Below are 14,946 nucleotides of genomic sequence, written 5' to 3' on the forward strand. Positions count from 1 at the left end.
CATACGACCCCGCCCTCACGCAAAACGCGGCCTCCTTGATAGGAAGCCGCGTTGTTTTGACGACAGGATGCGAGTCACGCCTAGTCGTTATCAAAGCCGAAATCGGTGAGGCCGCCGGCGGTGGTGACTGCGAAACGGCGCATGCGGACGGTGTCCGCGAGCACAGCCGAACTCGCGCGAATGCGGAAGCTGAGATCGCCGCGGCTGAAACTGCCGCAATCAACAAAATCCGCCGCTCCGATCACATACTCATTGCGCCCCGCCCGGTTGGAGCGAAGGGTGATCGAACAGTCTGAATAGGCGCCGGTGAACTGACCATTGCCGCCCGCGGCATTTGCGATCGCCACCTCGATGGAGTCTGGCAGTCCGCCATCGATGCCCGTGATACGGAACACGCCTTTCGTGCCAGCGTTCGCGTCACCGACCCATTCAAACGGACCAAACACCACTTCTTCGCGCCCACCGGAGATCGCCGTCGGGCTTTTGCCCTGTCCATTCTCGGCGTCAAATCCGAAATCGGTGATATCGCCCTCAGCGCCAAAGGCGATTCGACGGATCTTGATCCGGCTCGCCATATCCGTCAGAGACGCCTGGACCGTGAAGGTCAGATCACCCCGGCCGAACGCGCCGCAATCGGCGAGGTCCTCGCGCAGGATCAGATAGTCATTTGCACCCGCACGCTGAGGCCGGATCGCCAGCGTACAATCGGCGCTCGTGCCCGAATAGCCATTGGCCGTGGCGTTGGCGATGGAGACGTCAATACGGGTCACTGCGCCATTGGCGATGCCAGCGATGCGGAACTGGTTGGAGGTCGCCGCTGTGCTGTCGCCTGTCCATTCAAACGGCCCCACGCTGACCTGGCCGACGCCGCCGCCAATGCTGGCCGGGACCACGCCGACGCTGGATTGAGCGTCGATATGAAAGTCAGTCAGAGAGCCGCTGGCCTGACGGATCAGTCGCTGCATGCGCATATTGTCGATGTCACCAGGCGAATAATTGACGCGGCTATCCTCTGCGGTCACCCGGAAGGTGAGATCAGCTCGCCCGAAAGCGCCACAATCCGCCAGGTCCTCAGGCAAGATCAGGAAATCATTCTCGCTACGCCGATTGGAGCGAATGGTCAGACGGCAATCTGAAAACGCGCCTGCATATCCTGACTGGGATGCGTTTGCGATCGCGACATCTATGGTCAGGGCGTCCCCCTGCAGCACCGGCGTCAGACGAAACTCGCTGCGCAAGGCGCCGTTGGCGTCATAGGTCCATTCAAACGGGCCATACTCAGCCTGGACGGTCGCTTGCGGTGCAGAAGTCTCGCTTTTCTGACCGGATTGCGCGTCGGCAGCCCTGTCAAAGGTCTCGCTTGAAGGTCCTGCAACGGACTGAACCCGAACGCCGGACGTCCCGCTGGTCGCTTGCCCCTGACCGCCTGTAGGGTCAAACGCGGCGTCCGTGATGCCGCCACTGGAATTGAACAGGAAACGCCGCATGCGCACAGTGCTCGCGTCGGCGGGGTCCACGGTCACATCGATATATAGATCGCCACGATCGAACCGGGCGCAGTCGACGAAATCTGACCCGCCGATAATGTACTCATTGCCCGAATAACGATTGGCTCGAACGCTGAAATCACAGCGTATGGACGCGTCGCTGACAGACTGTCCAGCGGCATCGCCCCAGCGCTCGATATCCGCGCTGACCGCGCTGGGCATAGCGGTGTTTAGCCCGACCACGCGGAAAATGCTGGACGTACCCTGGTCGACGTCGCTGACCCACTCGAACGGACCAAAGCGAACCGTTTCCTGACCCGCGGTCAGCGCGGTGGCCACGAACGCTGTCGTTTTCACGCGGATCCGTGTGTTTGACCCGTCCACGCCCAGAACCAGCTCGCCGGAATTGAAGGCGTCACTCAAGCCAGTGTCGTTGATGCTCAGGCGCAGCTGCCCGGATCCATTCGCCGACAAGGCCAGAGCGGATGTGGAGACCGGGGAGCCGGACGGCGCGCCCGATCCGGAAAAGAATTCCGTGGTCAACCAGCTCGGCTTGGAGATGACGCGAACTGTGCGCGTCTGGAAACTGGTGTTCGTCAGCGCTCGTACGGCCGAGTTAAAAGACGCCACATCGCTCGTGGTATTGCGGGCGTCATAGCGGGCGAGGTCGCCCAAGCTGACGGAATTCACAATGCCCTGACCGTCGCGTAGAAACTCATAGGCCGCGTCCACCTGGATGCGCGCATGAACGCGCTGGGTCGCCACATCCATTACCGGCTCGCCAGTAATCTGAAGCGCTTCAAGAAAATCAGCCACGCTGGCGCTTGGGAAAGCGTCGCGCAACAAGGCGATCGCGCCCGCCACGTGCGGCGTGGCCATGGATGTGCCGTTTGAAGACGAAAACCAGTGACAGAAGCCTTGAGAGTTTGGCGTGGCGTCATTAATCGCGCAGTTTTGCCCTGCCGGAGGCTTCTCGCTGCCAAACGCAGCATAGATCTCCACGCCCGGCGCCAACAGGTCGAGATAATCCGCGTCGTTCGAGAATGTCGGCACGTTATCGCCATCATCCACCGCGCCCACCGAAATGGCGCTACGGATACAGGCCGGAGAGCTCAAACCATTGGCGAATCCGTCATTGCCTGCGGCCACGACCACTGCCACGCCTGCGTCGTTCAGCGCCCCCATGGCGCGATCATACGCGCTGCTGGTACAGGGGGATGAATACTCTGTAGATCCCCCCAAACTCATATTCACAGCCGCCAGGTCGAGCGTGTCGCGATTCAGGTACAGCCAGTCCAGGGCCGCAATCTGGTCGGACCTGTAAGAGCGAACGCACGGGCCATCGGGAGTTTCGTCCTCCTCGACGCAGCCTTCCGGTTCAACGCGGCTGAACACATTGACTGCAACAATATTCGCGCTTCGCGCCACCCCTGAAACCGTCCGGCCCGAAGAAAGGCCCAACGGTCGCCCCGCCGCCGTTGCGGCGACGTGCGTGCCGTGAAAACAGCCATCAATGCCATTGACGGAATCAAAATTGTCCTCGACGCAGGCATCGCCCGCATCGGCGGAGTTCAAGTCGATTTGCTCATCAAGACCATTCGGACACAGCGAACTCGATTCGCCCGCTTGAGTGGTGTTGTAACAGGCGCTGGCGATGATGGCGGGGCCAACCATGGGATGGTCTTTCTCGACGCCTGTGTCTAGTACAGCCACAGCCAGGCCGCCGCCGCTATACCCTTGGGTCCAGACCGCTGGCGCGCCAACTTGTTGAACAGAGGTGTCCGTCATCGGCCGCATCAGGGCGTTCTCATAGACGCCTTCCACATTAGGATTGGCGCGGAATTGAGCGATTTCCTGAGCATTGGCCCGGATCGCGAAGCCCGGCGTCAGTGCGAACGGTTGATAGCCATACTCATTGGGCAGATCGTCTATCCCGTCAAAAGCGCGCTCCAGAGCGCGCCCAGTTACGTCGTGACGCATGGCATCAATCTGCTGACGCATCATTTGACCCGAGAATCCCGGCTCGCCCGCCAGCAAGGTCTCATCCTGTGAGACGTTCAAAATGATGATGACCGATGTTCGCTCCCCCGATTGCAGTCGGCTCATCGCTCGGGCGCTGACCTCCCCATCGAGCGCCGGGACATCGACCCCGGCCTCAGCGCTCTGGGCCATGACCGGCGCCGTTGCGAAAAGGCAAGCGCCCAATCCAAGGGCGACAGAGATCAAAAGGGTCTTTTGCAGGGTCATTCCAGTGTGCCTTTAGCCGTCTGACCGACCGCCCATCGGGCGTGAGGGAGTATCTTCTTCAAGGGCGCGAACAGCGTCATGTCCAGCCAGACGTCGGGCTTCGTCCGCTGTTAGCCTTATTTCGAAAGCATAGGCCGAAATGAAGCTCTGACCATAATGGGGCATGCCGGATCGTCCGTCAGCGGCAGCGGCATATCCATCGGCGCCGAATACATCCGTCAAAACACGATCACGGGCCAGGACAAGCTCCCGGCGGGCGCGCTCAACCCCTTGTGGTGTTGAGATATCGCCAGGACCGGCTTCCAGCGAGATAATGTAGTTGACCCGGTCCGTCATGGCCTGCTCCGGCACGCCAGATTGATCTGACGCTGCAGGCGCTGCGCACCCCCCGGCGGACACCAGTGCGGCGCTCAACGCCGCCATCGCGATCAAAGACACTGCGTGTTTGCGCATATGAATCCGGCCTCCCCAGAGCTTCAGCTACAGCTGACAAGTAGGCTGCAGGCACCCCATTAAAGCCGCCGCCGCCTGAATGCGCCATTAACGGGATTTTTCGCGCTCAATTCAACCGCGGTAAGAAGAAGTCGCCGGCTTCAATTCAAGCGCGTGCAATTCTTCAAGCAGGCCGCCTCGGTTAACCGAGGCCAAAATCATTATGACTGAGCACATGCAAAATCGGCGGGGCAAAAGACAACGGACCAAACACGATGACGTCGCCATGGGTCACACGCAGCTTCGCCCGGGCGCAAGTACTGTCATCAATGAGGATTTAGAAGAGATGGTGCCCGGGGGCGGATTCGAACCACCGACACGCGGATTTTCAATCCGCTGCTCTACCAACTGAGCTACCCGGGCGGCGTGGCGCTCACAGAAGTGCGCCGCGCTGAGGACGCGGTTTATAGGCAAGCGCGCGGGGGCTGTCCATGCCCTCCAATCAGTCTTGTGCAGTCAATTTCAGATTTGTCCGGTCTGCCTTCCTGCTTGCCCATCAAGGCCGGAGGCTGCTACCCGCTGCGTCATAAATATGTTTAAAACCTCCGAGGCGAATAATGAATAAAAAAGTCTGCGTCAGCGCGCTGGCCCTGGTGGCCGTGCTGGGTGAAGGCGGCATGGCATTCGGCCAGTCCGTCACTGATGATGTCATCACCATCACGGCAGGCCGCGCACCCGGTGCGCAGGCGGGTGACCGTCCGGTGATCACCCTTGAGTCTGACGCGCTCGCCGCGAGCGGCCTGTCTGATCTGGGTGACGCCCTGGCGTTCAATCCCGCGATTGTCGGCTCTGAGTTCAACGACGATCCGGGCACGCAGAACGACACCTCCGGCACGTCGAGCGTCAATCTGCGCGGCCTGGGCCTGGGCGCGACCTTGGTGCTGGTCAATGGCGTTCGGCAAACTCCGTCCTCTGTGGCGTCTGACGACGGCGCCAGCTTTGTGGACATGAATGCGCTTGTGCCCGACATCGCCATTGAACGCGTGGAGATCCTGAAAGACGGCGCCTCGCCGCTGCACGGCTCGGACGCCATTGCGGGCGTAGTCAATGTCATCACCCGCGACCAGTATGAGGGCGTTGAAATTCAAGCTGAGGCGCGCGGACCGGACGGGTTTGAGGGCGCAGGCTTCACGTCCGTTTTCTCCGCCATCGCAGGCGCCGAACTGGGCGGCCTGCATCTGACCGGCGCGATCAGCTATCGCGACACCGATGGCGTGGAAGGCTTCGAGACCGACTTCATCCCGGGCACGGGTCTGTCCGCATTGGGCCAGCCGGGCGCCTATTCCATCTCCACGCCAAGCGGCTCGCAGGTGATCATTGATCGCGATTGCGAAGCGGGAGGTGGTCAGCCGCTGGTTCTGGGCGCCGACACAGCATTTGGCACGCCGGGCTATTGTCGGCTCGATTACGGCCAGTTCTTCTCGCTCATCCCTGACGAGAGCCGGCTCAACGCCTATGGCGCGCTGACGGGCGATTTCGGCGGTACGCGCCTCACAGTGCGGGCGGCCTGGGCCGATACACAGCTGACGCGCGGCAACTCCCCTTCCCTGCCCGCTTTGAGCTTTCCCACCATCCACGTCGCCAATCCGGGCAATTATTTCGGGCAGGACGTGATCTGGAACGGGCGCCCGCGGGGCGTTAGCGCCGGCGCGGCGCGGCGTCGCTTTGATCATGACACGCTGCGGCTGGACGCCGGGCTGGAGCATGACTTTGACGCTCTGGGCCGGGCCTGGACAGGCGCAGTCACCCTCGCCTATTCCCGCAATGAGCTGGAAGCCACCATCACCGACCATATTGGAGACCGTGTCAGCGCGGCGCTGAATGGCTTTGGCGGCGCCAATTGCCAAACCGGCGCCAGCGCGGGCGATCAGAGCGCGGGCTGTTACTGGTTTAACCCGTTCGGCTCGGGCGGCCTGGTCACTGACCCGTCCGATCCGCGCTATAATGATCCTGACCTTCTAGCCTGGATGCTGGGCGAGGATATCCGCACCTCCACGTCCGAACTCACAAGTCTGGACGCCAGCCTGACCACGGCCGCGCTGTTTGCGCTGCCGGCTGGCGACGTGTCCCTGACCGTCGGCGGTCAGCTGCGCACGGAAAGCCTGGAGGTCAATCACGGCCAGACCTTCAATGACGACGCCTTCCTGTTCATCGTCGGCGGCCCCGATTATGCAGGCGAGCGCGACGTGGTCAGCCTGTTCGCGGAAAGCGTCATCCCGCTTCACGATCGCGCGCGGCTGACGCTGGCGGCGCGGCATGAAGACCTTGAAGCCTTCTCCTCCACCGATCCCAAAGTCGGTTTGGCGGTGGATGTGACCGAGACGCTGACCCTGTCAGCGAGCTGGTCGCAGTCTTTCCGCGCGCCCTCCCTGCATCAGCAGGTCAGCGCCACGACCACGCTGCAATCGCTCACCCTGGGCAATCAGAGCCTGTTCCGCCCGGTGCGCACTGTAGGGTCCCAATCGCTCGATCCGGAAACCTCTGACAGCGTCACGCTCAGCGCCAGCTGGCGCCAAGCAGGCTGGAGCGCGCGCGTGGACGCCTGGCGGCTTGAGATCGAAGACCTGATCGTAGAAGAGAGCGCCAACGCCATTCTGGCCGCCGATTTCGCCGCTGACGGGATCTATAACGACCCGCGCGTCGAGCTGTCCCAGGCCGGTGATGTGGTGCTGGTGCGCGCCAACTTCGTCAACGCCCCCAGCGTCGAGGCGCAGGGCGTGGACTTCGCCCTATCCCATGACGGCATGGATCTGGGCCGGTTCGGTCAGATCAATGCGGGGCTAGACGCGGTCTATATCGACGAATTCACGCTTTTTGACCCGGTGCTCAACACCACAATCGACGCCGCCGGCAATCGCAATTTCACAAACTTCGCCCGCTCTCTGCCGCAATGGCGCGCTAGTGTGCGGACGGGCTGGATGAATGGGCCGTGGAGCGTCAACGCCCAGGCGCGCTACATCTCTTCTTATGACGATGATGAGAACGGCGGCTCCGAGATCGACAGCTGGACCGCCTACGACCTGCAGGCGGGCTGGAGCGAAGACGTGCGCGGCCATGTCCTGACGGCCTCTGTGGGCGCTCTGAATGTCTTTGATGAAGCCGCGCCCACCGTGAATACGCCGCTGGGCTATGACACCAAGGTGCATGATGCGCGCGGCCGCGTGCTGTATGCACGGATCAGCGTAAAGCGCTAGAGCTCTAAGCTCAGATCAAACAAAAGCCCCGCAGCAGTGCTGCGGGGCTTTTTTGTAGCAGAGAGCGGATCAGTGTTGATCACCGCCCTCCTCGTCGCCACGCGCTTCAGGCGGTAAGGCTTCGGGCGGAACCGGCTCTCCAGGCACGGCGTAAGCGCCGGAGAACCAGCGCCCCAGATCTGCATCCGCGCAGCGCGCCGAACAGAACGGGCGGTATTTGGGGTCGACAGGTTTTTTGCAGATCGGGCAGCCGGGTTTGGATTTGCTCATAGCGGACGCACCTCAAAATCGCGCGCCCCCTTGGCTTCATCCAGAACCAGTTCGAACCGGTCGCCGAGGCGCGATTTCATCGCCCTGGACCACCCGACAGGATCAGTGTCCAGCCAGGCGTGAACCTCTTGACCGGCCAGGAGCGCCAGTCGGCCACCGCGCTTGGCTTGGCCTTCCGCCTCAAGCCGTCTCAGAGCGGCGAGCGCACAGGTCTCCACGCTCTCGACACCAAAGCGCTCCCAACAGATTTCATGCAGGGCGCGTCCCAGACGCTGGCGCGCCAGCTCGACAATCGCGAACCGGCTGGGCGGCGCTACATCGACCTTGGCGGGGTCGCGCTTGAACGCGCCCTTCAGCGTCTGATCAAGCTGGCTCTGATCCTGCTTCTTCTTGAGCGGCAGGAAATCAATCGCGACAACGCCGCCAATGCCGCGCAATCGAATCTGGCGCGCCGCTTCACGCGCGGCGGTCTTGTTCAGATCCAGCGCCATTTTCGGTGCGCCGCCCTGGGACTGGCGCCCGGCGGCGTCCACATCGATAACCGTCATGGCGGTGACAGGTTCGATGATCAGCTTGCCGCCGCCCGTCAACGGGACCACAGCCTCAAGCGCTTCGTCAAACAACTCATCAAGCGCAACATCCGCCTCTTTGGGCGTACGCACAGGCGCTTCATACATCATGGACAGACGCTCAGCCAGCGGCGGCGCGGCGACCACGATTTCGGGCGCATCGCCCGGCTCGACCTCAAACAGGGTGAGCGTGGGGCCCTTCTCCTGAAACTGTTCGCGTGCGATCTGAACGCCGATGGCGGCGCCTTCATGCAAGCCTTCAGGGCGACCGGCTTTGCCGAAGGGCAGGAAGGCTGTGGGGCCGCGCCCGATCTCGCAAAACGCACCGTTCAGCGATCCGTCCACCTTGGTGACGCGGGCGCGAAACACTTCGCCGCGCAAGGCGCGTTGGCCGCGCTCGGACCAGCGCTCCAGATGCAGCTCGATGGCGCGATCACCCTCAAGGACAGCAGCCCGGGTTTCCCCCACATGGTCAGCAGCGACGATTCTCAAAACTTGTATCCCAATCCGACCAGCATCTGCCGCGCCTCATAAACCGGAAGTCCCATCACTCCGGTGTAAGAGCCGATCAACTTGCTGATATAGGCGCCGGCGCGGCCCTGAATGCCGTATCCGCCCGCTTTTCCGTCCCACTCTCTGCTATTCAGATAGGCCGTGAGTTCGTCATCACTCAGCCGTTTGAAGGCTAGCCGGGTCTCAACCACACGGCTGATTTCGCGACCGTCCGGCGCACGCACCGCGACGCCGGTATAAACCCTGTGATTGCGACCGCTCAGAAGCCGGAGGCACGCCTCGGCGGTCTCGCGGTCTTCCGATTTGGGCAGGATGCGGCGACCGACGGACACAACCGTGTCGCTCGCCAACACAAATGCGCCTGGATGCTCAGCGGCGGCGAGCTTCTCTACCGCCAGGCGCAGCGCCAGATCGCGCGGCAGCTCGCCAGGTCGCTCGGTCTCGTCAATATCGGTAGGCGCGATCTGATCAGGCGGCGCGCCGATCCCGACCAGCAGATCGCGTCGACGCGGAGAGGCGCTCGCCAGCACAAAGGGCGCGCGCACGGAATCAGGCGCCACGCTCACCTTATTTGAAGCGATAAGTGATGCGGCCTTTGGTCAGGTCGTAAGGCGTCATTTCGACCAGCACCTTGTCGCCCGCCAGCACGCGGATGCGGTTCTTGCGCATCTTGCCCGCGGTGTGAGCGATGATTTCGTGATCATTTTCCAGTTTGACCTTAAAGGTCGCATTGGGCAGCAGTTCCACGACTTCGCCTGGAAACTCCAGCAGTTCTTCCTTCGCCATGCAGCTCCTCTTGATCAATGGCGTATTTTCAGGCGCGAGTGCGCCAAACGCAAAAACCCCGTACGCTCAGGCATGAGAAATCATGCCAGCGTCGGGCGGTCTCGAGCCGCTATATAAGCGTGATCGCGGCGATCGTCGAGCGCGGTTGTAAGGACTAGTCCGGATTATAGGCTGTAATACGCGCTTTTATGGCGTCGCGCGCAGCACGATAGGCGTCCAGGCGCGCTTCATGACGGCCCTCCGCCTCGGCCGGATCGGGAATCGCCCAGAGGTGATACTCCGCCCCGCGCGCATCGGCAAAAGCGCTGGCGGCGGGATCGGCGTCCCGGGACAGACACACCACAAGTTCGACAGGATCATCTGCGGTGTCAGCCAGATCGCGACATTCAAAGCTTGAGAGATCAACCCCGCTCTCACCCATCACGTTGATCATGAAGCCGTCTGGCCAGGCGGCGGGCTCGACGCCGCAGGAGCGCGCCAGGCAATCGGCGCCGAAGCGCGCTTTCCAGAAGCCTTCAGCCATGGGAGAGCGCACCGCATTGCGGCCGCACACGAAAACGACGGAGGGGACCGCCATGTTCAGGCGCCTCGCCGATGTAACGCGCAAATCAGGGTGAACAGGCGCCGCGAGGTGTCAAAATCCACTTCGATCTTGCCGTGCAAGCGCTCACGCAGCAGCTCGGAGCCTTCGTTGTGCACCCCGCGACGGCCCATATCGATCGCCTCGATCTGGCCCAGGGGCGCATCGCGCACAGCCGCATAATAGCTTTCACACATCAAGAAATAGTCCTTGATGATGCGACGCAGCGGTCCCAGCGAAAACACGAACATACGGACGGCGTCGCCGTTCTCGCGCTTGATGTCGAACACCAGGCGCTGGTCCTCGATGGCGAGACGCAGCGCATAGGGCCCGGCTTCGGACTCGGCGGGATGAAACGTGTTGGAATCCAAGAGATCAGCAATGGCCACGCGGCGCTCATGCTCCACGGCCTCATCGGCCTTGCCGATGGTCAGTTGGTCAAGCTCGACTGCGACCAGGCGCTGATCGGTCATAGAGAACTCCTGTCGACCCTCTTGCGGATCATGCCTCGTCTTTATCTGGATGGCTCGGCCGCGCCGCCGCCCGCCAGGGCTCAGACACATCCGCTAGCGCCATATCAATACATTCCACCTCAAGACGCAGCTCACCGCCACCTGAAAAGGTGAAGCTGAGCACCCCGCCCGGCGCTTCCTCAGGCTCAAACGCCAGCGTCAGCAGGCTGATCACACCGTCTTCATTGGCCTGATTAAGGCGCTTGGCCTGCGCCTTGAGCACAGAGCCGACTTGCAGCGCAGCGCGCACGCGCTCGCCATGCCCCTTGCTGGGCCCTTCCCAGCGGAACCGGTTGAGCGCCAGGGTGAACTGACGCGCCTTGGGCTCATACTGAAAATCACCCAATAGCCCCACAGCGTCCTGCAAGGCGGCCGAGAGCACGGTGAGATCATCCGGCGATTGTGCGAGCAGGCGCATCGGCGTGTAGCCGGTCATTCAGTTCTCCGCAGTTTCAGAGACGCGGCGAATTTGCGCGCCACAGGCGGACAGCTTGTCCTCCAGGCGCTCAAATCCCCGGTCCAGATGATAGATTCGGCTAACCATCGTCTCACCTTCAGCAGCAAGACCGGCGATGACAAGGCTGACAGATGCGCGCAGATCGGTGGCCATCACCGGCGCGCCTCTCAGCGCACACGGGCCGCGCACCACCGCTTCATTGCCGCGCACATCGATCCGAGCGCCCAGACGCGACAATTCCGGCGCGTGCATGAATCGGTTTTCAAAAATGGTTTCGCGGATCACAGACGCGCCCTCGGCAAGGCTCATCAGCGCCATGAATTGCGCCTGAAGGTCTGTGGGAAACCCCGGAAAGGGCGCTGTTTGCATATCAACCGCCTTGAGCGCTCCTTCGCGTCTGACGCGGACGCCGCCCTCTTCCGCCTGGACCTCGACCCCCGCCTTGCGCAGCAAGGCCCAGAGCGCGCCATTATGGTCAAAGATCGCATCTTTGAGCAGGACGTCGCCGCCCGCCACCGCGGCGGCCGCCATAGCGTAGGTTCCGGTCTCGATCCGGTCTGGAACCACGGCCCAGTTCGCACCATGGAGCGTCTCAACGCCCTGAATGGTGATGGTAGCCGTCCCGGCGCCGCTCACATGGGCGCCCATGGCGTTCAGGCACCCCGCCAGATCCGCGATTTCAGGCTCGCGGGCGCAGTTTTCCAGCACTGTCTCGCCCCTCGCCAGAACAGCCGCCAGCATGGCGTGCTCGGTGGCGCCCACAGAGACCATGGGAAAGACGATCCGCGCGCCTGTCAGGCCGCCAGACGGCGCCTTGGCGTTTACATATCCTTCGGACAGCTCGATCTCGGCCCCCAGCGCCTCAAGCGCCTGCAAATGCAGATCGACGGGCCGGGCGCCGATGGCGCACCCGCCCGGCAAGGAGACCTTGGCATGACCGACCCTGGCGATCAGAGGCCCGAGCACATTGAAGCTCGCCCGCATCTTGCGCACCAGATCATAGGGCGCAAAGGGCTCGCCGAGAGTGTTCGCGTGCATGAACAGCTTTGCTCCGGCCCGCTCTTCCACGGTCACGCCCAGCCGCGCCAGCAAATGCCCCAGAAAGCGCGTGTCAGCCAGCCGCGGCATGCGCGTCAGCTCCAACGGCCCGTCCGTGAGCAGACAGGCGGCCATCAGTTTCAGCGCGGAGTTTTTTGCGCCTGAAATCTCGATATCCCCGGAAAGGTGCGATCCGCCGCGAATAGAAATGCTGTCCATACTGCCCTCATGGTTCTAGAAGCGCGCGCCGACGCCAGCGCCCCACCCTGCTGCGCCCGTTTCTAAGGGCATTCGCACGATGACGAAATAAGGGCGTCACAGAGGCGAAGATTTGTAGACGCCGCGCTTTGAACGCAAGGGCGCTGACGGGCTTATGACCCTGCATCAGGTTTTGGCGCATCGCTCTTGCGCGCGGCCGCCTTGCGTCGGCGCAAATTGGCGCGCAAGGCCTGGGCCAGGCGTTGCTCACGATCGGTGGGCGAGGTTTCGCCCTTGGCAGGCTTGTGATCTGAGGTGCTCATGGGCACTCAACTGCCTTATATCTGCAAAAGAGGTCAAGCCCGGTCTTGGCGCGAGAAGAATCAAACGCTATAAGCCCGGCTCCGACGACGCGAGAGCATGCTCTTGCCTCCGGACGCCGCTATAGCTCAGGGGTAGAGCGTTCCCTTGGTAAGGGAGAGGTCGAGTGTTCAATTCACTCTAGCGGCACCATTCCACCACTCAGATAATCCATTTGTATAATCGCGCTTGTCTGCGGATGCATTTGTCGTAGCTATTGAGTTAAGAACAAACCGGACTGAGTGAGTCATCCGCCGTCATCCGGTTTTGCCGCGGGGGTAGCATGCGACGGTATTGGGCCTTGTTCGCCGGGCTGGCCGGACTCATCATTATCACCGCCATTGATATCAGGGTTCACTGGGAGCTGCGTCAGCAACAGTCTGCACTTCTTGAGACCATTTCAGCCAGTCGCCATGAAACCACACAGCTTTATGACGAGCTGGGCTTTGGCGGGCTGATCCATAATTTCAAAAACTATGTGATCCGGGGCGACGCGTCCTACAGGGACGCCGTGCGCGCCAATGCCCATGCACTGGATGTGCGGCTCCAACGTCTCCAAGCCTACAATGCAGAGCTTGGACTGGATCAGGATCTGACTGCGGTCCGGGACACCATTACAGCCTATACTGATCGTTTGGGCGTGGTGCAAAGCGGTTGGGCTGACAATGTTCCTATCGCTGAGTTGGATGCGCAGGTGCGCGTGGATGACCGGCCAGCGCTCGATCAGCTTTCTGAAATGGACGCCCGCCTGGATGACATCATGATTTCGGGCATGGACCGACTCAGCCGGCTGAGTGTGACACAGAGCATACTGACGCCATCACTTCAGTTGCTCATGCTGGGTTTTATTATTCTCATGTCCGCCCGCATGGTCGCAAACCGCTTGAAGGCAGCGCGACAGACCCGGGCTCATCTGGCGGATTTGAGCGCCTCTCTGAAAACCCAGTCCCTGACGCTTGAACGCATGCGCGAAAGCCATGCCGCGTTGGAGAATTTCACAGCCCTGGTGGCGCATGATCTCAAGGCTCCGCTCAGGCAGACCAGCATGCTGCTGCATCTGATACAGCGCGCCACGAGCGATGACGACCGAAGCGCGCATTTGAACCGGGCCCGGCATAGCCTCAACCGCGCCAACACACTCGTTGAGAGCTTTCTGAATCTCGCGCAGCACAACGATCAACCCCCACAAACCTCGCTGGAGGATATCGGCGAGATATTCCGGCAGGCCGTAGACGAAATCGCATTTTTACACCGCAAGGCGCCCCGCCATATTCAAATCGAGGATTTGGGTGAGGCGTATTGCGACAAAGATTTGATCCGGCAGGTCGCGATCAATTTGCTCACAAATGCGCTGAAATACGCCAAGCCGGATATCACGCTTGAGGTCAGGGTCCACGCTGCCCGGGAAGACACCATGCTGACCGTTTATGTTGATGATAATGGCGTCGGCATCCCCGCCGAAGTGTCCGCAGAGCTCTTTCGTCCCTTGGTGCGCGGTGATGCCGCCAAACAGTCAAAGAGTTCAGGACGCGGTCTGGGTCTGACCCTGTGTCAGACCATCATTGCAGCCCATGGCGGAGAAATCAGCATCGGAGCGCGTGAGCCACGCGGCGCCAGTATTCAATTCACGCTTCCACTAGCCCAACCGGAGAGCATGGGCGCCTAGACGCCCCGCTCTGCGACCTCGAACCAAAAGCGGGAAATCTCGCTTAAGACCCGCTGATAGCCTTCAGGGGATTCCGGTTTGCGTATATAGGCGTTGCCTGACTTGCTGTAAAAGCGGCGCACATCAATCTTGCTGTTGGATGTGGATAACATCAAAACCGGTATAATGCTGAAGACCTCGTCAGACTTGAGGGTCTGCGTGAGCTCCAGCCCGTCCATGCCGGGCATGGACAAGTCCGTCACGATCAGGTCTGGCGCGTCATTGGATTTGAGATACTCAAGCGCTTGCAGACCGTCTTCGCAATAGCTCGCGTTCAGACCCAGATCTGTTTCGTCCAGACTAAGCTTGAGAAACAATCGATCCGTCTCGTCATCTTCAACAAACAGAATGGTTTGTGTCATCTGGTGGGTCCTGTGTCGCAGCGTGCCTAAGACATGTTTTTAATCACACACCTGACGATAACTAGTAGACAATTCAACGCACAAAACAAATCAAGGCTGTGGTTATTAACGCGACGAGACTTATATTTTTATTCGCAACAGCAATCAACGCCGACCAGTTGGCCTAAGGCGGACTA

The 14,946-nt window shown here is 61.2% G+C and carries 14 protein-coding genes and 2 tRNA genes; 3 read left to right on the forward strand and 13 right to left on the reverse strand.

Features of this window, described 5'->3' with window-relative positions; translation table 11 throughout:
* Window positions 1–80: 80 nt before the first annotated feature.
* The 3 genes from ACP154_RS13835 to ACP154_RS13845 all read right to left on the reverse strand — a co-directional run bounded on the left by ACP154_RS13835 (window position 81) and on the right by ACP154_RS13845 (window position 4,589).
* Window positions 81–3,659, reverse strand: coding sequence for a S8 family peptidase (locus ACP154_RS13835; protein ID WP_421858140.1), 3,579 nt, complete (start codon window positions 3,657–3,659; stop codon window positions 81–83).
* Window positions 3,660–3,746: 87 nt separating this feature from the next.
* Entirely contained in the window at window positions 3,747–4,187 is a 441-nt protein-coding gene (locus ACP154_RS13840) for a hypothetical protein (RefSeq protein WP_421858138.1), read from the reverse strand.
* Between the two features lie 326 nt (window positions 4,188–4,513).
* Window positions 4,514–4,589 (reverse strand) — tRNA-Phe (locus ACP154_RS13845).
* 194 nt (window positions 4,590–4,783) lie between these two features.
* Here ACP154_RS13845 and ACP154_RS13850 point away from each other — a divergent pair.
* On the forward strand, window positions 4,784–7,420 hold the full coding sequence (locus ACP154_RS13850) for a TonB-dependent receptor domain-containing protein (protein WP_421858135.1): 2,637 nt from the start codon (window positions 4,784–4,786) through the stop codon (window positions 7,418–7,420).
* 69 nt (window positions 7,421–7,489) lie between these two features.
* On the opposite strand, the gene ACP154_RS13855 is transcribed toward ACP154_RS13850, so the two are convergent.
* From ACP154_RS13855 to ACP154_RS13895, 9 genes are all read right to left on the reverse strand, one after another.
* Window positions 7,490–7,690, reverse strand: a complete 201-nt coding sequence (locus tag ACP154_RS13855; RefSeq protein ID WP_421858132.1) for a DNA gyrase inhibitor YacG — start codon at window positions 7,688–7,690, stop codon at window positions 7,490–7,492.
* Window positions 7,687–8,751: a ribonuclease E/G gene (locus tag ACP154_RS13860; RefSeq protein ID WP_421858128.1), complete on the reverse strand. Its 1,065-nt coding sequence runs from the start codon at window positions 8,749–8,751 to the stop codon at window positions 7,687–7,689. The genes ACP154_RS13855 and ACP154_RS13860 overlap by 4 nt, the downstream gene beginning before the upstream one ends.
* The gene (locus ACP154_RS13865) at window positions 8,748–9,332 is read right to left on the reverse strand and encodes a Maf family protein (protein ID WP_421858125.1); all 585 of its coding nucleotides are present in this window, start codon (window positions 9,330–9,332) and stop codon (window positions 8,748–8,750) included. Before ACP154_RS13865 ends, ACP154_RS13860 begins: the two co-directional genes overlap by 4 nt.
* A gap of 7 nt (window positions 9,333–9,339) precedes the next feature.
* Window positions 9,340–9,558: a translation initiation factor IF-1 gene (infA, locus tag ACP154_RS13870; RefSeq protein WP_009800516.1), complete on the reverse strand. Its 219-nt coding sequence runs from the start codon at window positions 9,556–9,558 to the stop codon at window positions 9,340–9,342.
* Between the two features lie 154 nt (window positions 9,559–9,712).
* A complete protein-coding gene (locus ACP154_RS13875; protein ID WP_421858122.1) occupies window positions 9,713–10,135 on the reverse strand; it encodes a low molecular weight phosphatase family protein in 423 nt (140 codons plus the stop codon).
* A gap of 2 nt (window positions 10,136–10,137) precedes the next feature.
* Window positions 10,138–10,611 carry a UPF0262 family protein gene (locus tag ACP154_RS13880; RefSeq protein ID WP_107713507.1) on the reverse strand — a complete coding sequence of 158 codons (474 nt, stop codon included), beginning with the start codon at window positions 10,609–10,611 and terminating at the stop codon, window positions 10,138–10,140.
* 28 nt (window positions 10,612–10,639) lie between these two features.
* On the reverse strand, window positions 10,640–11,086 hold the full coding sequence (locus ACP154_RS13885; RefSeq protein ID WP_421858118.1) for a DUF2948 family protein: 447 nt from the start codon (window positions 11,084–11,086) through the stop codon (window positions 10,640–10,642).
* Window positions 11,087–12,364 carry a UDP-N-acetylglucosamine 1-carboxyvinyltransferase gene (gene murA / locus ACP154_RS13890; protein WP_421858116.1) on the reverse strand — a complete coding sequence of 426 codons (1,278 nt, stop codon included), beginning with the start codon at window positions 12,362–12,364 and terminating at the stop codon, window positions 11,087–11,089. It abuts the gene before it with no gap.
* Between the two features lie 152 nt (window positions 12,365–12,516).
* A complete protein-coding gene (locus tag ACP154_RS13895) occupies window positions 12,517–12,666 on the reverse strand; it encodes a hypothetical protein (RefSeq protein WP_421858113.1) in 150 nt (49 codons plus the stop codon).
* A gap of 115 nt (window positions 12,667–12,781) precedes the next feature.
* Between ACP154_RS13895 and ACP154_RS13900 the strand changes: the two genes are divergently transcribed.
* Window positions 12,782–12,856, forward strand: a tRNA-Thr gene (locus ACP154_RS13900).
* A 130-nt stretch (window positions 12,857–12,986) separates the two neighbouring features.
* Window positions 12,987–14,369, forward strand: coding sequence for a sensor histidine kinase (locus tag ACP154_RS13905; RefSeq protein WP_421858110.1), 1,383 nt, complete (start codon window positions 12,987–12,989; stop codon window positions 14,367–14,369).
* Here ACP154_RS13905 and ACP154_RS13910 read toward each other — a convergent pair.
* Entirely contained in the window at window positions 14,366–14,770 is a 405-nt protein-coding gene (locus tag ACP154_RS13910) for a response regulator (RefSeq protein WP_421858108.1), read from the reverse strand. The genes ACP154_RS13905 and ACP154_RS13910 overlap by 4 nt on opposite strands.
* Window positions 14,771–14,946: the final 176 nt, after the last annotated feature.

Origin of the sequence: Oceanicaulis sp. (assembly GCF_965249665.1) — a bacterium.
Classification (GTDB): domain Bacteria; phylum Pseudomonadota; class Alphaproteobacteria; order Caulobacterales; family Maricaulaceae; genus Oceanicaulis.